Source organism: Calothrix sp. NIES-3974 (genome assembly GCF_002368395.1).
Lineage (GTDB): Bacteria > Cyanobacteriota > Cyanobacteriia > Cyanobacteriales > Nostocaceae > NIES-3974.
Genome location: NZ_AP018254.1, coordinates 2798031 through 2820986 on the forward strand (window position 1 = coordinate 2798031; position 22956 = coordinate 2820986).

A 22956-nucleotide genomic window follows, 5' to 3' on the forward strand; every position below is an offset into this window, starting at 1 on the left:
TATCCAGAGGGTGTTTCCAGCCGTTTTAACTAGTCATAAATTTGTTGCAGTGCAAACGCATAAATCGCTCTGCATGGTCATCCAGTGGTCACGAGGCAGGAGCCTCGTAGATTCCGCACCCACTCTGAGCATGGGTACAAGGCAAAATCGCTCTGCATGGTCATCCAGTGGTCACGAGGCAGGAGCCTCGTAGATTCCGCACCCACTCTGAGCATGGGTACAAGGCAAATTATTAATTTGTAATTACGAATTACGAATTACGAATTACCAAATGCAGTTTTGTTAATAATTCTGAGGTCGTATAGGGTTTGGCTAAAAATTGGGTGAGGTGGGAATCCAGCATATTGTGATAAATTTGACTACTGGCCACCAATCCACTGACTAGAACCACTGGTAGATAGGGGTTCATTTTCCGCAGGGTATGGATAGTATCACTACCATCCATATTCGGCATCATCATATCAATAATGGCAGCGCGGATTTTATCTTTGTGTTGAGCGTAAAGTGCGATCGCTTCGATTCCGTCACTGGCAACCATTACTTGATAATTATTAGCAATTAACGTTTTCTGGGTAATTTCCCGGATAGCCTGTTCATCATCGACAACTAGTATCCATTCCCCCGCACCTGTAATCACCTGTGGATGTTCGACGGTTTGGGAAAGTTGGGTTTGCATCGCGGGTAGGTAAACTTTAAAGATAGTTCCGACTCCGATTTGACTGGAGACATTGATGAATCCCTGATGTCCTTTGACGATGCCTAAAACTGTGGATAAACCTAAACCTGTACCTTTACCGAATTCTTTGGTGGTAAAAAATGGCTCAAAAATGCGATCGATTTTGTCTTTGGGGATACCGCAACCGGTGTCACTGATATTAATTTGAACATAGGAACCGACACGGGCTTCAATGTTCATGCGGGTATAATTTTCATCTATAGTAATATTTTTAGCAGTAATTTTTAAGTGTCCTCCCTCCGGCATGGCATCGCGGGCATTGAGACAGAGGTTAATTAAAATTTGGTGAATTTGGGTGGAATCACCGCATATTTGCCACAGTTCTGGTTGAATTTCGGTCTGGATACTAATCGTTTTTGGAAAGGTTTGTTCGATGATTTGTTGAATTTCTTGAATGATTTGGGGTATTTGAATAATAGTGCGATCGCCTTCCATTCCTCGCGCGAAGGAAAGTACCTGTTTCACTAGGCTGGCTCCGCGTTTGGTATTGTTTTCAATTATTTCTAAAATCGGTTTTAATTCGGGATGATTGGTTTTAATTTGTAATACCTGGGTTGCCATTAAAATCGGTGAGAGAACATTATTTAAATCATGGGCAATCCCACTGGCTAGGGTGCCAATACTTTCCATTCTTTGAATTCGTAAAAATTGATTTTCTAATTCCTTGGCATGGGTAATATCCGTGTCAACGGTTAAAATTGATTTGGGTTGCAAATACTCATCTAATACCAATGTCCAGCGACTTTCAACGATTATGTCCTTACCCGCTTTCGTAATTTTACGTAGTTCCCCCTGCCAAGCTCCTTCTTTCAGAACTTGGTTATAAATATCTGCTAATTCGGGTTTTGGTGTCTGAAATAGTACATCGGTGGCATTTTTACCAAAAACTTCCCCTGCTTCCCACCCATAGATTTTTTCCGCACCGTGGTTCCACAGTAAAATTCGATTGGATAAATCCCTAAGAATAATCGCATCGGTGGTAATATCCAGTAAAGCGGCTTGTTCCCGAATTTGTTGCTCGTGGCGTTTGCGAGCGGTAATATCTTCAAAAATACATAAATTACCTAAATACTGATGATGGCGATCGCGAATTTGTGTGCCAAAATGACGGATAATTCTGCCATCAACCAGGGGTATTTCGGCTTCAATAATTTGAGCATGGGTCAAATTCTCAAAGGATTGGTTACATTTGCGAAATACTTCCCCATCTGCAACTAAATGCATACAATTAGCCGTCACATCCTGATGGGATAATTTACCAGCTTGCAAATCGGTGACGGAGTAGGGTATTTGCCAAATATCACAAAATCTTTGATTGCAGTAGAGAATTTGGTCAGTCCGGCTATCCACCACGTAAAAGGCTAAGGGGGATACATCCGTCATTGACCTTAGTAGGGCCTCTTTCCATTCTAATTCTAAATCTGCCAGTTTATGGGCTGTGATATCCTCTAACACATAGGCACAACGATTACAGGGATGGCAACAGGAACCAATGGAGGTGACGGTGGCTTTAAAGTAATGTTGGCTATTACCTATGTTGTGAACATATTCAAAACTTCTGGATTCTCCAGTCGATAGGGTATAGTGGTAGTGCTGGAGCCACAACTTTAATATCTCCGGTTTTACTCCTAATTCGGAAGCAAATTTATTGGCCATTGTTGCTGGTGTCAAACCGAAGAAATTGGCGGTCGCTTGGTTATCGGAAATGTGGAGAATATCGTTTTCTGTCACCTCCACAATTCCCATCATCATGGGGGTATTATCAAAAAAGCTCAGTAGGGTACACTCGCTATTTTTCAATGCTGTTTTTGCGGTTTCATATTCTGCTTTGATAGTTTCTAATTCTGCCATCCCCAGACGCAAATCCAATTGACGCATGATTAACCGCGCAATTCTCGTTAAACCATCAATTTGGCCTACACTTAATTGATGAGGCTTGCTATCGAACACACATACAGTCCCAATTATCACCCCTTCTTCTGTAACTAGGGGAACTCCCGCATAGAAGCGAATATAAGGTTCCCCCACCACAAAGGGTGATACTGCATATTCAGGTACATCTAGAGTATCAGGAATAATTAAAGGCTTGGTGGAAGCTACGCAGATGGGACAAAAACCCACATTCGCTGGTGCTTGCTCCACTTCGATGCCAACTTTAGCCTTGAACCATTGGCGATCACCATCCATCAGATTTATAATCGCCATTGGTGTATCACACAACTGTGCTGCCAAATTGACCAAATCATCAAATGGCTGTTCGGGGGGTGAGTCAAGAATTTGGTATTTTTGCAGCATTGCTGTTCGCGCTGCTTGGTTGTCCAATACAAATGCGCTCATTCTATATCCCTACGCTTGCTCAATTATGACAATCCCGGTATTTTGCTACTCCTGATACCCCCTCACCGGAACGATATCAAAAATAAACTTTGTTTGCTAGGGGTAAATTCCCCCACCCATTAAGATCAAATTCATGACTACATCCCTATCCCTTGCTTGACACAGAAGGAGTGGGGAGTAGCCATCATGTAGACAAAGCCTCTCGTGGATAACTGCATACACCAGAACCTATGACGGTGATTTTTTCCCACTCCCAACTCCCTGTTCCCCCGATTTGGTAAAAAGATGCAATATATCGGGTTTATCAACCTCTTCTCTGCAACCTGACGGTTTTTCTCCCTAATTCCTACAAATCTATGGAAAATCTGCCTCTAATTTCCGTTTCTACTAGTAGATGGTTGATAATTCATTCTCATCAACTTAACCATAGTTTATATGGATAAATCTCATGAGAATTAGACTTGGACTAAAATCAATCAAAATAAACATTGGAAACATCAAATACAAAATTTTTAAACCTGTTTATAGAGATATAGTAAGTGAAATTAAATTTATTGGGCAGCAGCTTATTTCCTCTTATTTACGTAAAATCACGTAGAATCATCATCCCAAATGTACCTTTTCTCCCATTTAAACCACAGTTAACAAAATATTAAGTTTACTGACAAAATTTTGCTAGAGCGAAATTTAGAATCACAGACTTAAAAATGCATAGTTATGAATGAATATATGTGGGATGATGTCACTCAGGTGACAATTAGGGCACTGGGTCTCAAATACTACCGCAATTGTTCAAAAAATCACAAATAAATCAGAATAGTTATTAACATAAATTAATAAAAACCAATGATTTCCAGTCAACCATCTACCCCCAAGTTGCCATTAATTAGCCCATTAACAGCATCTGACCCCAGAGACAGTTTTGCGATCGCCTTTGCTCCCCTATCCCTAGCAGAGGTGTATGCTCAAGCTGGGGACGATAGTAATGGAGCGATTGTATTAATGAGTGGAGTTGTCCGCAACCAAACTGAAGGCAATCCAGTTTTATACTTGGAATATCAAGCCTATGAACCGATGGCGATGATAGTATTTAAGCAAATTGCCAAATCCATCCGTGAACAATGGCCTGATGTCAATCGGGTGATTATTCACCATCGGATTGGTAAACTAGAGATAGGGGAAATTAGCGTTTTAGTCGCCGTTGGTTGTCCCCATCGCAGTGAAGCATTTGCAGCCTGTCGTTACGCCATTGATACCCTCAAACACAATGCTCCCATTTGGAAAAAGGAATATATCCGCACCCCCCAGGGAACTATCACATCGAATTGGGTGAGTATTGGTGCTTGCGAGGAAAATTGTTAAGGTTATAGGATGCAGGGAAAAAATAATTGGTTAGGGCTGACGTAAAAGTAACGCCACTGCGTCATTACCTACGTAGCTTGCTCCCCGCAGAGTGTGGAGGACGAAGTAATTACGAAAATCCTGCGATTGCTTGCCGAAACTGCATTCCGGTCGCTGCGGACAAATCTTCTTTGCATAAGTCCTGTTGGTTTTATATCTACCGCTCTCAAAGAGAAACTGTGCTACTAAATATCTATCAAAATTTAGGAGACGACCCGACGGGTTGTTTCCGGAGACGACCCGACGGGTCGTCTCTACTGGGTTCAATCCAAAATCTAAAATCCCAAATCCGTTCATGGACTTAATCCTTTGCCACACAACAGCTGATTTTGACGCACTTGGTGCGGCAGTGGGATTATCGCGGATTTTACCTGGTAGTAAAATCGTATTAACTGGTGGTGCTCATCCACCGGTGCGGGATTTTTTGGCATTGCACCGGGATGAGTATCCGTTGATGGAGCGTCGGTCGGTAAATCCGAAGCAAATTCGCTCATTGGTGATTGTTGATACTCAAAATCGCGATCGCATTGGTGCTGCTGGGGAATGGTTGGATTTACCGAATGTGGAGGAGGTGATTATTTATGACCATCACCAACAGGATGGGGATATTCCGGCGACGAAGGTATATTTAGATCAGGTCGGTGCAACCACCACTATGATTGTGGAGGAGCTTCAACGCCGACAAATTCAACTTTCCCCCATTGAAGCCACCGCAATGGCTTTAGGTATTCATGTTGACACGGGTTCCCTGACCTTTGAACAGGCTACTTCTAGGGATGCGATCGCCTTGGGATGGTTGATGGGTCAGGGGGCTAATTTGAAGGTGATTAATGAGTATCTTGACCCTGGTTTGTCGGTTCCCTTGCAGGCTTTGCTGAAAACGGCTTTGGAAAAGTTGCAATATTTATGTGTTAGGGGATATACAATTGCCTGGGTGATTTTGCGGACTGAGAGTTTTGTCCCAGGTTTATCTAGTTTAGCTTCCCAGTTGGGTTCGATTGCTGAAATTGATACTTTACTTTTAGCCCATGAATTTCCTTTGCGGGAAGGGGATATGCGATTAAGTTTAATTGGGCGATCGCAAATTTCGGGAGTGAATTTGGGGGAGTTATTTGCCGAATTTGGGGGTGGTGGTCATTCCCAAGCTGCATCTTTAAATTTACGGGGGGTGGATGCGCAGGCTATTATCCATCAATTAATTGACAAACTCAAAGCTGATATTCCCCAACCACCAACTGCGAGGGATTTAATGTCATCCCCGGTGCGGACAATTCGTCCGGAAACCACCATTGCTGAAGCTCAACGGATTTTATTAAGATACGGTAATTCTGGACTTTCGGTGGTGGATAGTCAAGGTGAACTGGTGGGGATTATTTCTCGACGGGACATTGATATTGCTCTCCACCACGGTTTTAGTCATGCACCCGTCAAGGGTTACATGACAACGAATCTCCACACTATTAGTCCCGATACCAGTTTGCCACAAATTGAGGCTTTGATGGTGACCTATGATATTGGTCGCTTACCTGTCATCGAAAAGGGACAATTAGTTGGGATTGTCACCCGGACAGATATTTTACGGGAACTCCATCAAGCTAATCGTCAAAACCAAAATACCACCCACCCCAGCACCAATTATCCCCCATCAACCTACAATCCGGAAAAACGTCTTGCACCCCAACTATGGCAATTATTAGTTAAAGCCTCCCAAGCAGCTAGTCAACGGGGATGGCATTTATACTTGGTGGGGGGTGCTGTCCGGGATATGTTATTGGCGGGAGATAGTCAGGAAAAATTACTAATTAAAGATATTGATTTAGTGGTTGACGGTTTCCACCGTGCTGCGGATGTGGGAGCGGGGGTGGAACTCGCCAAAGCACTGCAAACTGAGTATCCCCAAGCACGTTTAGATATTCATGGAGCCTTCCAAACCGCCGCTTTATTATGGCACAAAGACCCAGAATTTGACTCATTATGGGTAGATATTGCCACAGCTCGCACCGAATTTTATCCCTATCCCGCCGCCAACCCGGAGGTGGAAGCCAGTTCAATTCGTCAAGATTTATACAGAAGAGATTTTACGATTAATGCGATCGCCCTGCGGTTAACTTCTCCCCGAAGTGGGGAATTACTGGATTTTTTTGGTGGCATTATTGACATTGAGAATAAACAAATTCGGGTTTTACATGCCAATAGTTTTATTGAAGACCCCACCCGCATCTATCGCGGTGTCAGATTTGCCACCCGTCTCGGTTTTACCATTGAACCGCAGACGGAAGCCTATATTCGCTATGCGGTCAATAGTGGTGTTTTTTACCGGACTACCCGTGAAAACCGCAGAACCCCAGCCCTGCAAACCCGTCTCAAAGCTGAATTAAAGTTAATTTTGCAGGCTTCCTATTGGCAAAAAGCGTTAGAATTATTATCTCAGCTAGATGCACTTCAATGTATTCATCCCACCCTCAAACTCAATCATCAACTTTTGCGACAAATGCGTTTGGTCCACAGGTGTTTACAGAAATTCCAGCACAGCGAAAGTTTAGTTGATTGGCAAATTCGGTTAGAAGTGTTAATTGCGCATTTGGAACCAGAATATCGTTCCCCGGTAGCGATTCAGTTGCAGCTTCCAGAAGATAGCATCAACCGGTTGCGTCAGCTACAGGATGCGGTTTCATCTGTAACTACCGATTTATCTACCACCCACCAACCTAGTCACATCGTCCGAACTCTGCGACGCTACGACCTACCAATGTTGATTTTAATTGCTTTGCAAACTCCCCGTCCCATTCGTCAACAAATCTGGCATTATTTTACCGTTTTACGACCAATTCAACCTGTGTTAAATGGCAATGATTTGAAAAAATTAGGTTACAAACCCAGTCCTTTGTTTAAACGGATTCTGGATGATTTATTAGCTGCAACCCTAGACGGATTAATTACAGATAAAATTTCTGCTGAGAGTTATTTGCAACAGAAATATCCCCTTACTGAGTCTTGAGGATGAATTTTCAATTCATACAGCACTTTCGAGGCAAATGAGGTACACTTGTTATTAGTGCATCAAAAATTAAAATGAAACCCTACTCAATCGATTTACGAGAAAAAATAGTAAGTGCTTACGAAAAGGGTGATACATCAATTCGAGGAGTAGCTGTGCAGTTTGGTATAGCAAAAAGCTATGTGCAGAAGCTAATCAGGCAAAAAAGATTGGAAGGGCATCTAGAACCCAAAAAGCAAGGTGGAGCAATGAAGGGTAAGCTAGATGATTACGGTAGCGAATTAGCAGAAATGGTTCAAAGTTACCCGGATTTAACTTTATTGGAATATTGCGAGTATTTTGGAGAAAAATATAACATTTGGGTGTGTGCAAGTGTGATGTGTTGTGCATTGCAAAAACAAGAATTAACTCGAAAAAAAAGACTTTACGTAGCAGCCAAGCGAAAACAGAAAGAGTCCAAAAACTGAGATTAGAATATTGGGAGAAAGTAAAACACATAGACCCAGAAAACCTTGTGTTTATAGACGAAATGGGTGTTTTGCTTGGTTTGACTAGAACTCATGCTCGAAGCGATCGCGGGAGTAGAGCTTATGATTTTAAACCATATTACCGAGGTGCAAAAATAAGTGTAATTGGAGGAATTAGCTTCAAAAAAGTCTTAGCTGTGATGACTTTAAATGGCTCAATGAATGGAGAAGCTTATAAAGTTTTTGTAGAGCATTTTTTACTTCCACAATTATGGGTTGGTGCAGTCGTTGTAATGGATAATCTGCCAGCACATAAAGTCGAAGAGATTAAGCCTTTGATTGAATCTGTAGGAGCAAGTGTTCTTTATCTATCTCCTTATTCCCCTGAATTTAATCCAATTGAACATTGGTGGTCACAATTAAAAGCGTTCTTAAAACAGTTTTCTCCTAAAAGTGCATCTGTAGTTGATGGTTTAATTAAAATTGCACTGACATTAGTTGATCCAAAGCATCTAAAAAATTGGTTTACTAATTGTTGCTACTGTACCTCATAAACCTCGAATCTGCTGTATTTGTATTTACCCAAAAAATATTTGCAACACATCCATTTTGTAGAGACGTAATATATTACGTCTCTACTGGGTGGTGTTGTAGTGCGATCGCATTATACAAAATGCAATTTTACCGGTAATTTCGACAGTATATCCATCTAGTACAGGATTCGGTTCGGGGTGGTTGATTGTAGTGATGCGATCGCGGGATTTTCTGCGATTACAGATATCTACACCTAAATAACCGTATTGAATTATGATCGTTGCGTAGAGACGTAGCATTGCTACGTCTCTACAAACAAAATTCTGTAGGATTATGGAATAACATCCAAAATCCCAAAATCCTAATTTAATCTTCTTCTTCTCCTTCTTCAATAATGGCACTTCGATCCAACACCAACAAATTACGCAATTGGTCAGTGTCCAGTTCTGTTAACCAATCTTCCCCTGTCCCAACAACTTGTTCGGCTAATTGCTTCTTACTTTCGATGGTGTCGTGGATTTTTTCTTCGAGTGTACCGCTACAAACGAATTTATGCACCTGAACGTTGCGGGTTTGACCAATACGAAATACCCGGTCAGTAGCTTGATTTTCCACCGCAGGGTTCCACCATCTATCAAAGTGGATGACATGGTTGGCACGGGTAAGATTTAAACCAACTCCACCAGCTTTCAGGGATAATATCATAATCGGAGGTGCTTGGGGGTCGTTTTGGAAGCGGTCAATCATGATTTCCCGGTCTTTTTTCTTGGTGCTTCCGTATAAAAAGAAGATTTCGCGGTTGAGTTGCTGTTCGAGGTAGGGTTGGAGGAGTTTTCCCCATTCGGCAAATTGGGTAAAAATTAAACTGCGGTCTCCTTCGGCGATAATTACTTCTAGCATGTCTTCCAGTCGTTGCAGTTTTCCGGAATTGCTACTATCAATGCGATTTTGTTTTAAGTATTGTGCTGGATGGTTGCAGATTTGTTTGAGTTTGGTAATTAATGCCAAAATCATTCCTTTACGCTGGATTCCTTCAGCTGCTTCGATTTCCGTGAGGGTGGTTTCCACGATTTGTTGATATAAATCAGCTTGAGCTAAGGTTAAACCGCAAAATTCGGTAATTTCTTGTTTTTCCGGTAAATCTTGGATGATGGTGCGATCACTTTTTAGTCTTCTCAAAATAAATGGTTGAACGAGCGATCGCAGTTGTCCGAGGGAGGAGGTATCACCATATTTTTCGATGGGGATGGCGAAGCGACGTTGGAAGAATTGTCTGTCACCGAGATAACCGGGGTTAAGGAAGTCTAAAATTGACCACAGTTCCTGTAATCTGTTTTCGATGGGGGTTCCGGTTAATGCGGTACGAAAATCGGCTTGTAGTTGACGAATGGCTTGGGATTGTTTGGCTTCAGGGTTTTTGATATTTTGGGCTTCGTCAAGGGCGATTACTTGCCATTTTACCTGTTGTAGGGTTTTCAGGTCACGGGGAACCAGAGGATAACTGGTAATAACTATATCATGTTTTTGGGCGATTTCGACAAATTTTTTGTCCTTGGGACGTTTATCACCGTGGTATTGCCAAACTTTGAAGATGGGAGCAAATTTTTTGATTTCCCGTTCCCAGTTCCCCATCACGGAGGTGGGACATACTAGTAAAGTGGGATTTTCTAACTTATCGGCTTCCTTCAGATGCAGAAGAAAGGTGATAAATTGGGCAGATTTACCTAAACCCATGTCATCGGCAAGACATCCCCCTAAACCCCAGCGTTCGAGGAATAACAGCCAAGCAACACCTCTAGCTTGGTAGGGACGTAATTCCCCTTGTAAATTTTTCGGTGGGGGGAGGGTGGCAATGGTTTGATTATTAGTTAAGGCACTGATTAATTCCTGGAGCGCTCCGGAAGCCTCAAAACTAACTACGGGTAACTTTTCGATGGTTTGGGTATCCCCGGTACTCAAGCGTAAAGCATCTTCCAGGGATAAATTCATCCCCTGTTGACGATTGGCAAAAAAAGATTGGGCTGTTTTGATATCCTGCGATCGCAATTCGACCCATTCGCCGTTAATTTCCACCAAGGGGCTATTGAGGGCAACTAAACGGTCAAATTCCTGCTGAGAAAGGGTTTGCCCACCAATGGCTAATTCCCATTTAAAGTTTAACAGGCTTTTTAACCCCGTTGTCACCTGATTTTTATTCGGGGTTTGGGCTGTAATTTTTAAGCCTAATTTGTTTGCCCAACCTTCCCGATTGGCTAAAGATGGTGGTAAAATCACTCCCAATCCACTATCTTCTAACCGCCAAGCCACTGTTTTAATAAACTCGTAGGCTTGGACAGGAGTTAACTCACAATCCACAGGGGACTGGGTTGCTAAACTGTCGGCGATGGGTGAAAATAACCGTGATGCCAAACCCAATCCCCGTAAAAATGTCTCCTGGGGTTGTTCTATCGTCCGTCCCTGGTAATCAAAACTGGGTTGGGGATGTTGCCAAATTGTCGCCGCATCCACCCGAAAGTTAACATCATCGGTGGCTTGGAGAAAATAAGCCAGCTTCCAAGTATTACTCCCCTGGGGGGGTGTTTTTAACTCGAAACCAGTTCTAAATAAACTTTTTCCCGCCAATTGGTATTCCAGGGGCATAGTCCAAGCTTTCAAAACCCCTGCCAACCTTTCTGCACCCAGGGCTTCCATTACCAAGGGATTTGCTGATACAGTTAAATTATGCAACCATTGCCGCACCACCAGCGGTAAGGCTGCTAGAAGCCGCGTTTCCCCTGTGGAAAGGGAACTTACCATCTGCCGAATCTGAACATCCACAGCCCCATCTAGGAACCCCTGGATTAATGATTGGGGTGGGGGGGGATAATCGAGATGTAATCTCTTTTCTTTATCTGTATTTTCCGCAAATAAATTAATAAACCGACACCCTAAAGGCATCCGTTGCCCAAACTTTTCTAAGCGAGCCGTATCCACTGCACTATCAATAATTGCCTTCCACTTGGCAACTGCTCCACTGCCGGGAATCCGTTCTAAACTAGGCAAAAATTTACACCGGGCGATTAAATCCAAACTCCACCTAGCTACCTGGGACCAAAACCGTAAATCACTACCAATAAATCCCTGTTCCGGGGTGGGATTCAAGGGTAAAGAATGCAAAAATGCGATCGCATCATTTCCCTTTAAACAAATCCCCTCTATCTGCCAAGGGAATAGGTCTATATTGGCAAAATCAAGGGATTCTAGGGGAGTTGATGAATGAATCGGTACAGGTAAATTATCCACCCCACCTGTCCAGCGACTGGGAATTCCCACAACTTCCGTTACCGATGGGAAGGAAATATTACTAGTTGTCGTCTGGTTCGTGGAACGCTTACGGATGCGATTGGTTGTTGCTGTAGCTTTGTTTTCCCCCGTCCCACCCACTGGAGTCGGAGAAATCGCCTCTGGTAACTTTAACTTCAAAGTTGGCAACCATGCACCCAATTCCGGAATCGACATTGAGAGGGGATGAGGTTGAATTTGCGTCCTTTCCCCCATCACCATCTCATCAGGGGAGCGCCAAGTTTCCCCCCAGATAAACAGGTAATTACGGTTACTTTCACCCAACCAAGTTCCGTGCAAAACAGCCATGTGTCAATGGATTTGAGATGTGAGATTCACCCGAAGGTACAATATACAGCTATTCGGATGGATGGGATAATTTTTTAGTTTGTTGGGATGGTTCGAGCTAACTTGAGTCTTGGAAAACGCTGTAGGGAAGAATTTAGCACTAATACTCGCACCATACTATCCATTATACACAATTTTCCGAGCATGTTTCCCTAGTTCCCATGCTCTGTGTGGGAACTCTAAGGATGGGAGGCTCTTGCCTGGTGGATGACCACGCAGAGCATAGTCACCAGATAAATAGTTTGGATGTTTCCGCTAATCTGTACTAGCATCCGCATACTACCCCCTATTGTACACAATTTTCAGATATTTGAGCATCTAAAATTGTCTGCTTAACCTGCATTTCTCACGAGTCAGGGATTCCCAATATAATAATTGTCCAAAATTTTGTGGGACAAGGTAGGGATGCCTGTGATTTCGGAATTTGTGAGAAATCCGCAATCATGATTGTTTAACTTAGCAGATGTTGCAAATCTTGGATAAATGCTATACTCTGTGTTCCAAATATATACTTAAAAACTCAGTGTTTTGAGGAATACAAAAAGTATGTCTGCAAGGAAGACAGACGCATTAAAAAGTCAGTTGATTGCGATCGCAATGATGTTTATTGTGTCGCCATCTCTGTTTTTTGTTGCGTTTTCACGGAGTGAGCGGGTATCAGAAAAAGCCAAATTCGACTCTGTAGCCCAAGGAATAAGTTCCGCCGCAACCTTTTTTTTAGGAATTGCGGTCATGGTTAATGCCTATTACACAGCCAAACGCGCGGAAGCAGAAATCAAAAATGCGATCGCGACGGAAAGGAGTAATGAAATTAACCAGCGAAATATGGAAGTCATGCGATCGCGTTTGATTGCTGACCGATTTATGACTGCGGTTTCCCAGTTAGGAAACGAATACACAGCTACCCGTGCAGGAGCAATTTATTCTCTAGAGCAGGTTGCCCATGAGTCCGTAAAAGAACATTGGACGGTAATGGAAATACTGAGTGCATTTTTGCGGGAACAGTGCAAACAAATAGATGAATGGGATCAGCAAACAAGCGAATTACCCCCCCTCCCCGTCGATATTCAAGCTGCACTCACCGTCATCGGGAGACGGGATATAAATTTAGATCCGACAAATAAGCTCTTAGATTTACGAAACGTCAAGATTCCCCATGCCGATTTAAGGGGTGCGAACTGCAACAATCTCGATTTACGTGGTGCAGATTTGCGTGGTGCAGATTTGCGTGGTGCAGATTTGCGCGGTGCAGAATTAGATGATTCCCAGTTAGTAGGAGCAAGTCTGTATGAAACCAATCTCCACAAAGCGAATCTTCGTTCTGCAAATCTGAGTAATGCGAATCTTAACCGAGCTTGGATTTGCGGTGCAAATCTCCAAGGTGCAAATTTACAGAGTGCAAGTTTACGTAGTGCAAATTTGCAAGGAGCTAATTTATATAAGGCAAATTTACAATCAGCCAATTTAAGATTAGCCAACTTACAAGCAGCAAAATTATTTTTAGCAAATCTGCAAGGAGCCAAGTTAGGTAAAGCGAATTTACAAGCAACCGGATTAATTGGTGCAAACTTGCAAAGTGCGAATTTAAACGGTGCAAATCTTCAGCAGGTTAATCTGAATGCAGCTAAACTTCAGTATGCAGAAGCCTACTTTGCTAATTTTAGCAATGCTACCCTCAAAGAAGCAGATTTAAGTGCAGCAAACTTGATGGGTAGTAACTTTAAAAAAGCAGATTTTGAAACAGCAAATCTGTTCCAAACAAATTTTATGGGTGCAAACCTTTTAGATGTCAATCTCACCGCAGCAATTTGGGAAGGTGCTATTTTGACAGGGGTAAAAAACTTTAAATCCCAATCTACACAGGTGATGTTTGGCGAACTCTAAAATTCTCCTTGAGGGGTATCTACCAACCTTTTGCATCATACCCTCACTTGAAAATAGATAGTGGGAATGAGTTTTTCATGGTTTGCTTGTGTCCAAACCACATGGGGGACTGACTCCAATCAAGATATCCAAAAAAATATTCAAAACTCATTAGTAAATTCATCTAGAACTATCAGTATTAATTTCTCCCAAGTTAAACTAATCATCCACGTACCATTGCCACCAAAAGTACCAATATTCGTTTCCACAATAAATTTACCCCTCCAGCAATTAACTTGAGAACCCCCCATCAATAGCACTGTTTTACAAGCTTGATGAGAAATGCGATTGCGATACATCGATAGGCAAAAACCAAAATTATCGTTGCATCCTTGCGTGGAGACGTAGCGATGCTAGGTCTCTACACGCATTGCTACGCCTATAAATTAATTCTGCAAATTTTTTTCAAATAAACAATAAATCTTCTGCAAGAAATTATGAGCGGACAACTTAGATTCCGTAATCTTCTCTGCCATTTTTTCATGACATTCTGTACGCCGATAAAACTCTACTAGCTCTATCAAGGTTGCTTGAAAAGCCCTGTAGGCTTCTGCCCTAAACTGAATCGACATATTGTCCATTTCCATCAATTCTAAAGCTTTCTGATGCGCTCTCAACAACAATCTCTCCGCCTCCTTCTCCGCACCCATGATGCAATAACTCTCCGCTAAATTCTGACAAGAAATCACAAACCCGTGAATCGCATCCATATCGTTACGCTGGGATAAAGCTTGACTCAAAAGCTTTTCAGCCACTTCCATTGCTCGCAGATAGGCTGCTTGAGCTTGCGGATATCGTCCTGATTGCATATTCGCATTACCGCATTCAATATGCATCTGCCACTCTGGATTCGATTGTTTGCGATTTGTTACGGTATCTGACATGGCTACAATTAGTATTTGATGATGTTTAGATTAGTCGTAGTATAAAACAGTTGAGAATAAATTTCAATAAATTCCAGGGGTTTATATACCTAGAGTTAATGTGACAAAAATAACTTTATCGTCTATTTAATCGTATATTTACCCATAGCTTGTGTGTATATTACTCCCAACTCTCTGCTCCCTATTCCCTAAAAGTTTCAGAAATTAAAAATCGACAGCATATTGCAGCATTAAAGCTCGACCAGGAGCAGCTGTATAGGTTTCATTACGACCATTTCGTAACAATTGGGAAGCTGGTGTAAAGTACTGACTATTAAGTAAATTTAAAACTCCTAAACTCAAGGTTCCTCGACCTAACTTCAAACTGCTAAGCAAGTCCAGAGTAAAAGTTGGTTCAATGCTGACTAAATCAACCCTTCTTCCCTGGTCATTGATTTCATTAAAAGCGCGATCGCGTTTACCTGTGTATAATAATTGTAGGCGATTTGTCCAATTTGGTAGGGTTTCATTTTCCAGATAAGCAGTCACTTTAATAGGTGGAATTCGTTGAGTATTCAACGCTTTATAAATCCCATCTAAATTCGTATCATTTTCCCCTTCCACATAACTAAAAGTGCTTCCCAACTTCCATTTACTGCTAGGTTGATAATCCACAGTTGCTTCCACACCGTATAATCTTTCGGGAGCGCGTACCCGAGTTAAAGTGTTCTGGTCAATGGTTGTACCCCAATCTGACATATTATAAAAGGCAGATAAGGAAGCTTGAAGCTGATTCCAATTACCGCGAATTCCAACTTCATAATTATCTAGGGTTTGTCCTTCAGGATTAATGCTATTAACAGATTGTCCTGGTCGAGATATTTGTCGCAGGAAAACACCCACATCTGCAACAGAAAAACCCTGGGAAAAATCAGCAAAAATATCTATATTATTTGTAAGATTATAAACAGCACCAAAGTTAAATAGCGTCGGACTATATTTTAAACTTCCACCAGCAACATTAACTCCCGTGATGGTCTGAAAATTATTAATATCCAACTTCACATTTTCATGACGCAATCCTGAACGAATAGTTAGCGTATTCACTGGTTTCCAAGCAAGTTGAGTAAATAAACCCAAGTTTGTTTGGGTTAAGGGAGGAGTCCAAGGACGTATATTTGCGATTTGTCGAAACCTTAGACCACCACTACTTACAAACTCATTCCGATCAAAAATTAGCAAATTTTGTACCACATCCTCTTGAGAATAGTCCACCCCTGTTAATAAACTCAAACTATCCTTAACTATAGGGGTATTCACAGATATACGACCACCATATTTTTCCGAATCAACTTGGGATTGAAAAATCCGATACCCTTCAGGAGTTCTAATACTGGTTCCCCCATCAAAGGGAGAAAACCGAGTAAAATAATCCCGATAATACAATTGAGCGTTTACAGTACTATTCCAGAATAAATTGGGATGTTGATATTCCAGGGTGTACTGGGTAGTACGAGTAGTTGGTTGGGTAGATAGTTCTAAACCTCGACGGGTTCTTGCTTTTTGAGCTTGTAGTGGAAATGCATTTACCGATGGGTCACTTGCGTATTCTGTATTTTGCTGGGTATTGTAATGATTAACGGTAAATTGTAAGCGATGGTCTCCAAGATTCCAACCAATTTTCCCGAATAAACTGAAAGCGGTGGTATCAGCAAGACTACCTTGGGTACTGGGTAAATCAGGAGGTATCCGATCACCTTCAGCATCAAAAAAACCACTATTTTTTTCAATACCTGCACTCACAAAATAATCAACATTACCTTCTTTTCCAGAAGTACTCAATTTAAAACTAGTTCCTAAACTATCTTCTAAATGGGAAAGGGAGGTTGTGACGCCTGTTTCTAAGGAATAAACCACCTGGTCTTCCGTTGGTTTGCGGGTAATTATATTAATAATACCCCCTGTTGCACCATCTCCATATAATGCAGTTGGTCCGCGTAAAATCTCTACCCTCTCCACCATACTCGGATCAATAGTTCTCAAATTCCGGGAAACATTACGATTTGTGCTTTGGGGTATACCATCAATTAATATCAAAGGAGAACGTCCCCGTAGAGTTTGAAAAAACTCCCCATTACTATTATTTCCGACACCTAAACCGGGAACTTCTTTCCCTAGGATATCACTTAAATTGCGTCCAGCACCGGAATATTTTTGAATCTGCTCGTTAGTAATTACAGTTACACTTCGGGGAACATCACGGAGATTTTCTTCAGAACGTGTTGCTGTCACCACTAATTCAATTGTTTCATTATCGGATACAGATTCTTTTTCCGATGCATTAGTATTAATTTTTACGGAAGGAGAATTTTCAACTTTATCTGTCGTTGGAGATGGTAAAGTTTGATTTACAGCTAGATTATTAGTTGTATTATTAGCTGTTGTGGAAATGGAAGGTGTTTCTACTTTTGGAGTTGCTTGAGAATTAGAAACTTGATTATTAGCAACTGTAGATTTAATCTGGAAAATTAATGCTTTGTCGTCATCAAATAATTCAACTTGTGGTCTACTTCTTTCTCCCACTATTATCACTCGAATGCTGTTTCTGTCCTGCAGAAGCACTCGAATTTCCCCGATTCCCTCCATCGGTTTTAAGAAAACTAATTTCTCTTCAGCTTTTAATTGCAATCGAGCATTGGGTATATCAACAATCAGAGAATTACCCTCTCCCTTAATAACTGTCTGTAATTTATTAGACGCTACCGTTTCTAAAAATAATTCAACTGCATCATCAATCCCTTTTATCTTGACTCCAGTGATTGCAATAGGAGATTGAACTAAATATAAATCTGGAGTAGAAACTTTTAAATTGATTAAGTTAATCGAATCATTTTGCTGCTTCTCTTCATTTCTAATGAATTGAGCAGACGTAGACTGAATAAAACATAAATTGAGCAAAGCAGCACTGAAAAATAAGAAACGCAAGTTCACAACTCATCCTCACTAAGTAAATTCACAAAAATTAATTCAGCTACTTCTCCCATCTTCGATGGGAAGTCGTTTCACTAGCTCTTTTCAGTTCAAAATCTAAACATCCAAGAGCTTCTTCCGAACAAGCAGTCAACGGATGTACAGTACATTTCAACCGATGATCTCTAGTATAAAAGTCACATCGATAGCAAGGTATTTCATGTAACTTTTTCAAGTTAATCGCTGCTTCCTTAGATGCTTTAATCACACTCAAGGAAAACATAGCCATCATAAATACCCAAAAACATATAAAGCATATAGCTAGCATTACTCTTCCCTAGAAGATGGAGCTTATTGCAAATATAACTAAGTTACTTTTGGGTTAGTGTTATATTTATCACATATTTGTTAAGAATTTATTTCAATTATTTACAGGTTATTCATTTTTCCAGTTGTAGCTGTTGTCGGAGGTTAAAATTAGCAAACGGTAGCTTTGATAGGGTGGTTTGGATAGTAAGGGTCTAGAGCTTCCTTTCCTACCTATCCTCAGAATCAATGTTATCTGTATTGCATTTATGGAGGAATTACCCGTATTCAGTATAAAAGTTATTTTCTAGTATTTAAGTGTAATAGTATTGACAATTTTTTTTAAAAGATTTGATACTATAGATATGTCTTATATTGAAATAAAATATCATTAAGCTGGTTGTCTAGGGATTTCCCAATCACAACACAACCATCAACGTATGTGGAAACAAACAGACTAGCAATTCTATTTCTTGGAGAATGGATGATGAAGAAAAAGATCGGTTTATTTTACGGAACGACTACAGGTCGAACTGAGAGTGTTGCTGAGATGATTAAGGATGTCTTTGGTGGTGATATTGTTGCGCTACATGAGATATCACAAGCTGAACCCGCAGATTTCAGTGATTATGAATACTTAATCATTGGTAGTTCAACTTGGAATGTCGGTGAGTTACAAAGTGATTGGGAAGACTTTTTTGAGGAATTGGATGAAATTGATTTTTCTGGAAAGAAAGTAGCTTTTTTTGGAGTAGGAGACCAAGTTGGTTATTCTAATTCATTCCAAGATGCAATGGGAATCTTAGAAGAGAAGATTTCCAAAAGGGGAGCGGAATTAATTGGTTATACATCTACCGATGGATATGATTTTAATGAGTCTAGAGCGGTTAGAGATGGGAAGTTTTGTGGTTTAGCGATTGATGAGGATAATCAGTCTGATTTGACGGAAGAAAGAGTGATTAATTGGGTTAATCAATTGAAAAAAGAACTCGCACTGTAATTTATTTTCTAGTTTATTTTGATGTCTGGGTGTATCTAAGTTTTTATTTATGTGAAATGCTAGTTTTTTTCCATTGATGATATTGGGCTGATAAATTTCAATAATACTTTTACCAGAGATATAAAAAATAAAAAATATTCTCTGGTAATTTTCATCATTTTAAACCAAGTAAATTATGGTAGCTTTTGATGTCTTATGGTTAAGCACAAATCCGAGTCTAAAGCGTTTTGATTTGCCTATGATTAACTACCTATCTAATTCCGTTCGTATTGGTATTTGGGAGTATAAACAAGATTTGGATGAAGGCAGTTGTATAGAAAAAACTGTTGTATTATTGTATGATTTTATCAAATCTAGTAATCATAAATTCCACCTAATTGGTCATGGAATTAATGGTGCGATCGCACTCCTATTTGCACGCTCCTATCCCCAACGAGTTCAGACATTAACTTTGTTATCAGTCGCTTACCAAACTGGTTATACTTGGCATGTTTATTACTACAATAAAAGATATCTTCTAAATATTAGCAGGGAACGTGCTTTAATCCATACTGCTCAAACCTTATTTGGTAATCAAGTTAAAGACTATTCCCTTAACTCTTTGATACTGTCTATAGATATGGATTTAGATCAAGCACCCTCCCACCATTCTTTGTACAAAACCATGAGTTTAGCACCGGGTAATGTGGATGTACCTTTAATGGTGTGTAGCAGTAAAAATGATGCCATTTTAACAGATGCAGAATTAGGTGGTTGGTCAAAAATTCTCAAACCGGGGGATATTTTTTGGCAATGTGAATCTGGTAATCATTTTTTTCATTTTTTCTTTCCAGAAAAAACTGGTAAAAATATTCTGAATTTTTGGAGAAACCATTACCCGGATATTTTGCAAAAATTATCCTTCTAGTCCAATTAAAATGACCAAGAGGACACTAACACAATATGCGAAAACAACACCCACGGATACATCGCTATATTGGCATATTAGTTGGATTGTTTTTGGCGATTATAACTTTAACTGGTAGTATATTAGTTTTTAGTGCAGAAATCAATTCTTTTGTATATCCACAAATACATCATCTCACCCCGAACTCCACAAGCATTTCTATACAGCAAACTGCCAATATTATCAGCGAAAAATTTCCTGGGGAGAAGTTACATTACATCAACATTCCCCAAAAACAGGATGATGCATATCAAGTTGTGCTACAAACAGCAAAAATAGTCTATCTCAATCCCTACACTGGAAAGATATTAGCAGTGATAGATAAGAATCACTTTTTAGGAGTAATTCGTCAAATTCATACTAATTTATTATCTGGTAATTTTGGGGAATTTTTGGTTGGTATCTGTGGTATTTTATTAATGACCAGGGTGATTAATGGATTATCCCTATGGGTGGGATGGAAGAGATTATCAGCAGGTTTTAAAATTAGATTTCATGCACCGAAGCATCTAATTAATTATGATTTTCATCAGGTGATTGGAGTCATATCTGTAATTTTTTTAATTTTTATGGGTATTACAGGTACTTTAATGGTGTTTAAACAACCAGTAAAATATTGGGGATACCAAATTATGGGGATTCCTCAACCAGAATTAATCGCGTCAATACCAAGAGTAAATAAAAAGCTAGATTTAGATGAATTTATCACGAGAGCAAATCTAGCTTTAGTGGATGGAAAAGTAACTATGTTAGTAGCACCGACAAGTGAGACATCCCCTGTCATCGTTAGAAAGAGACTAGCTGGAGATTTGAATGTCAATGGCAAAAGTTATGTTTATTTAGACCAATATACTGGGGAGATATTAAAGATTGAAAACCTTCGTAAAATACCTGGGATAGATAAATTTTTAGCATCCCTTTATCCTTTACATAAAGGTGATTATGGTGGTATCGTCAGCAAATTAATTTATTTTTTATTTGGATTTGTACCACTTTTTTTATTTATCAGTGGTTTGGCTATATTTTGGCATAAATCCTATGGTTATGCCAAAAAAAAGAGCAACAAAAATAAACAATGATTCCAGCATAACATACTCACTTAGGAATTAATCCTAAACTGTAACTTATCCCAGACAAATCGAGGTAATTGTATGTTCAATTTTTATATAGTTAGATTTTTATCCATGTTGATGATAGGATTTTTTTTCTTTGTTACTCCACTCCATGCATCACAGTTAGATGAGAATTTGCAATCACAACTTGTGAACTTACCATTTCATCCCCATGTCATGACTGTATATTGTCAGATATTATCTGGAGAAGATGGTATAGACTCTTGTAATCTCGCACTTAAATTCTATCCAGATAATGATACCTGATGGAACAATCGTGGTGAAAAACTATTTTCATTAGGTCGCTATCATGAAGCTTTAACATCCTATAATCATGCATTATTAATTAATCCTGAATCTTCTTTAGTTTTAGCCAATCGCTGTGGTGTTTTAAGTAAACTAGAAAAGTATTCTCAAGCACTAACTTCCTGTAGTTTTGCTCTAAAAGGAGACCAAAGATGGGGTAAAACAGGAGAAGCTTTAGCTTGGAATAATCAGGGTGATGTATTATTTAACTTAGGTCGTTACCAGGAGTCTTTAGCGTCTTTTGACCGAGCTTTAGCAATTGTTCCTGATAATCAATCTATTCAACGCAACAGAGAACTTGTAATTCAACAATTAGACTTAATAAGTGGTAATCACTCTCAATCCCTGGAATAAATATACCAGATAAAGAAACATAGGAATTAGGTAGTAGTCAAAACCCGGATTTATCAGTAATCCCTAAAACTTCCAGGGAGTAGGAGGTAGTAGAGAAGTCAACCATTACTCAACGCTTATAACTTACTTATGGGAAATGCAGAGTAAGTCCAGGAATTAGGAATTTTACATAAAAAACCGAATTACTATGAATTATTTTTCCTGAATGATTTGTCCTTAATTCTGTATTTTTGTATTATTAGCTTGATGATGGTTAAAAGCGGAATAATTCCAGAACTTTAATACCTGATCAGCCACTTTCTCCGGGTAAAAATAATGAAAAAAATGACTTCCTTGGGGACATTCCCAAATTACATCCTGTGGTTTTAGCCATTCTCTCCAACCATGTAATTCCGGATAACTCACAATGGGGTCAGTTTTACTTCCACATACCATTAATGGCATGGATACACTACCTTTGGATATTTTTTCTATTTGTAATAAAGAGTGGGATAGGGGTATATTATCTAAATCTTGACTGAAAATATTCACTAATCGATGGGATTGACAGGGTAATTTCTCACGAAATAGATTATAGACAGTATTCAGTAAAACTTGTTGACGACTGAGGGAAAATAACTTACGCTGTTGGTAGTAATGAGCGTGCCATGTATTTGCTGGTTGAACTGCAACCGCTAGCAAGGTTAAGGAACTAACTAACTCTGGATAGCGACGTGCAAAAAGTAAAGCTATCACCCCTCCAACTCCGTGACCAATTAAATGAATTGGACGCTTATTTTGCTTAATGATATTTAACAACAAGCAAACAGCAACCTCACTAGAACCACCTTCATCTACTGTTTGATGGTACTCCCATCTGGCGATCGCAGTATATTGAGACAAGTAATTTAACACCGGTTCATCCAAAAATCTCAGTGCTGGACTAGCGCTAACCCAAAGCATATTCAAATTAATAGACATTCTTTTGACTCCAGTAGGTTATTTCTTCTCACACAGATGATTCCCTCTGTTTTTCATCCTCGACCCATTCCCCA

General features: G+C 40.1%; 18 protein-coding genes and 1 pseudogene. 10 read left to right on the top strand and 9 right to left on the bottom strand.

Features of this window, described 5'->3' with window-relative positions; translation table 11 throughout:
• Positions 1–250: 250 nt before the first annotated feature.
• Positions 251–3073, bottom strand: a complete 2823-nt coding sequence (locus tag CDC37_RS11120; protein ID WP_096621952.1) for a hybrid sensor histidine kinase/response regulator — start codon at positions 3071–3073, stop codon at positions 251–253.
• Positions 3074–3919: 846 nt separating this feature from the next.
• Between CDC37_RS11120 and CDC37_RS11125 the strand changes: the two genes are divergently transcribed.
• Entirely contained in the window at positions 3920–4435 is a 516-nt protein-coding gene (locus tag CDC37_RS11125; protein WP_096621954.1) for a molybdenum cofactor biosynthesis protein MoaE, read from the top strand.
• A gap of 30 nt (positions 4436–4465) precedes the next feature.
• Here the strand turns inward: CDC37_RS11125 and CDC37_RS11130 are convergent, their stop codons facing one another.
• A complete protein-coding gene (locus CDC37_RS11130; RefSeq protein WP_096621955.1) occupies positions 4466–4771 on the bottom strand; it encodes a hypothetical protein in 306 nt (101 codons plus the stop codon).
• Between CDC37_RS11130 and CDC37_RS11135 the strand changes: the two genes are divergently transcribed.
• From CDC37_RS11135 to CDC37_RS24210, 3 genes are all read left to right on the top strand, one after another.
• The gene (locus tag CDC37_RS11135) at positions 4770–7472 is read left to right on the top strand and encodes a CBS domain-containing protein (protein ID WP_096621956.1); all 2703 of its coding nucleotides are present in this window, start codon (positions 4770–4772) and stop codon (positions 7470–7472) included. The genes CDC37_RS11130 and CDC37_RS11135 overlap by 2 nt on opposite strands.
• Before the next feature lie 74 nt (positions 7473–7546).
• Entirely contained in the window at positions 7547–7939 is a 393-nt protein-coding gene (locus CDC37_RS24890) for a helix-turn-helix domain-containing protein (RefSeq protein ID WP_096619923.1), read from the top strand.
• A complete protein-coding gene (locus CDC37_RS24210) occupies positions 7852–8493 on the top strand; it encodes an IS630 family transposase (RefSeq protein ID WP_197707004.1) in 642 nt (213 codons plus the stop codon). Before CDC37_RS24890 ends, CDC37_RS24210 begins: the two co-directional genes overlap by 88 nt.
• An 81-nt stretch (positions 8494–8574) precedes the next feature.
• On the opposite strand, the gene CDC37_RS11150 is transcribed toward CDC37_RS24210, so the two are convergent.
• Both CDC37_RS11150 and CDC37_RS11155 read right to left on the bottom strand, forming a co-directional pair.
• Positions 8575–8772 carry a hypothetical protein gene (locus tag CDC37_RS11150; protein WP_096621958.1) on the bottom strand — a complete coding sequence of 66 codons (198 nt, stop codon included), beginning with the start codon at positions 8770–8772 and terminating at the stop codon, positions 8575–8577.
• Between the two features lie 67 nt (positions 8773–8839).
• Positions 8840–12103 (bottom strand): DEAD/DEAH box helicase, encoded by a 3264-nt coding sequence (locus tag CDC37_RS11155; protein ID WP_096621959.1) that lies wholly within the window; start codon positions 12101–12103, stop codon positions 8840–8842.
• 585 nt (positions 12104–12688) lie between these two features.
• On the opposite strand from CDC37_RS11155, the gene CDC37_RS11160 reads away from it, so the two are divergent.
• Complete coding sequence (locus tag CDC37_RS11160) at positions 12689–14026, top strand: pentapeptide repeat-containing protein (protein ID WP_096621960.1); 1338 nt, start codon at positions 12689–12691, stop codon at positions 14024–14026.
• Between the two features lie 140 nt (positions 14027–14166).
• Here the strand turns inward: CDC37_RS11160 and CDC37_RS24720 are convergent, their stop codons facing one another.
• The 4 genes from CDC37_RS24720 to CDC37_RS11180 all read right to left on the bottom strand — a co-directional run bounded on the left by CDC37_RS24720 (position 14167) and on the right by CDC37_RS11180 (position 18190).
• Entirely contained in the window at positions 14167–14364 is a 198-nt protein-coding gene (locus CDC37_RS24720; RefSeq protein WP_096621962.1) for a hypothetical protein, read from the bottom strand.
• 87 nt (positions 14365–14451) lie between these two features.
• Complete coding sequence (locus tag CDC37_RS11170) at positions 14452–14949, bottom strand: hypothetical protein (protein WP_096621963.1); 498 nt, start codon at positions 14947–14949, stop codon at positions 14452–14454.
• Between the two features lie 204 nt (positions 14950–15153).
• Positions 15154–17919, bottom strand: coding sequence for a TonB-dependent receptor domain-containing protein (locus CDC37_RS11175; protein ID WP_096621964.1), 2766 nt, complete (start codon positions 17917–17919; stop codon positions 15154–15156).
• Between the two features lie 40 nt (positions 17920–17959).
• Positions 17960–18190, bottom strand: coding sequence for a hypothetical protein (locus CDC37_RS11180; RefSeq protein ID WP_231943388.1), 231 nt, complete (start codon positions 18188–18190; stop codon positions 17960–17962).
• A gap of 501 nt (positions 18191–18691) precedes the next feature.
• On the opposite strand from CDC37_RS11180, the gene fldA reads away from it, so the two are divergent.
• The 5 genes and pseudogenes from fldA to CDC37_RS25770 all read left to right on the top strand — a co-directional run bounded on the left by fldA (position 18692) and on the right by CDC37_RS25770 (position 21922).
• The gene (fldA, locus tag CDC37_RS11185) at positions 18692–19204 is read left to right on the top strand and encodes a flavodoxin FldA (RefSeq protein ID WP_096621967.1); all 513 of its coding nucleotides are present in this window, start codon (positions 18692–18694) and stop codon (positions 19202–19204) included.
• A 238-nt stretch (positions 19205–19442) separates the two neighbouring features.
• Complete coding sequence (locus CDC37_RS11190; protein WP_157780714.1) at positions 19443–20111, top strand: alpha/beta fold hydrolase; 669 nt, start codon at positions 19443–19445, stop codon at positions 20109–20111.
• A 35-nt stretch (positions 20112–20146) separates the two neighbouring features.
• Entirely contained in the window at positions 20147–21229 is a 1083-nt protein-coding gene (locus CDC37_RS11195) for a PepSY-associated TM helix domain-containing protein (protein ID WP_096621970.1), read from the top strand.
• Positions 21230–21541: 312 nt separating this feature from the next.
• A pseudogene (locus CDC37_RS25765) lies at positions 21542–21607 on the top strand (hypothetical protein); the annotation flags it as partial.
• The gene (locus CDC37_RS25770) at positions 21608–21922 is read left to right on the top strand and encodes a tetratricopeptide repeat protein (RefSeq protein ID WP_096626097.1); all 315 of its coding nucleotides are present in this window, start codon (positions 21608–21610) and stop codon (positions 21920–21922) included.
• Positions 21923–22138: 216 nt separating this feature from the next.
• On the opposite strand, the gene CDC37_RS11205 is transcribed toward CDC37_RS25770, so the two are convergent.
• Positions 22139–22882: an alpha/beta fold hydrolase gene (locus CDC37_RS11205; protein WP_096621972.1), complete on the bottom strand. Its 744-nt coding sequence runs from the start codon at positions 22880–22882 to the stop codon at positions 22139–22141.
• Between the last annotated feature and the right edge of the window lie 74 nt (positions 22883–22956).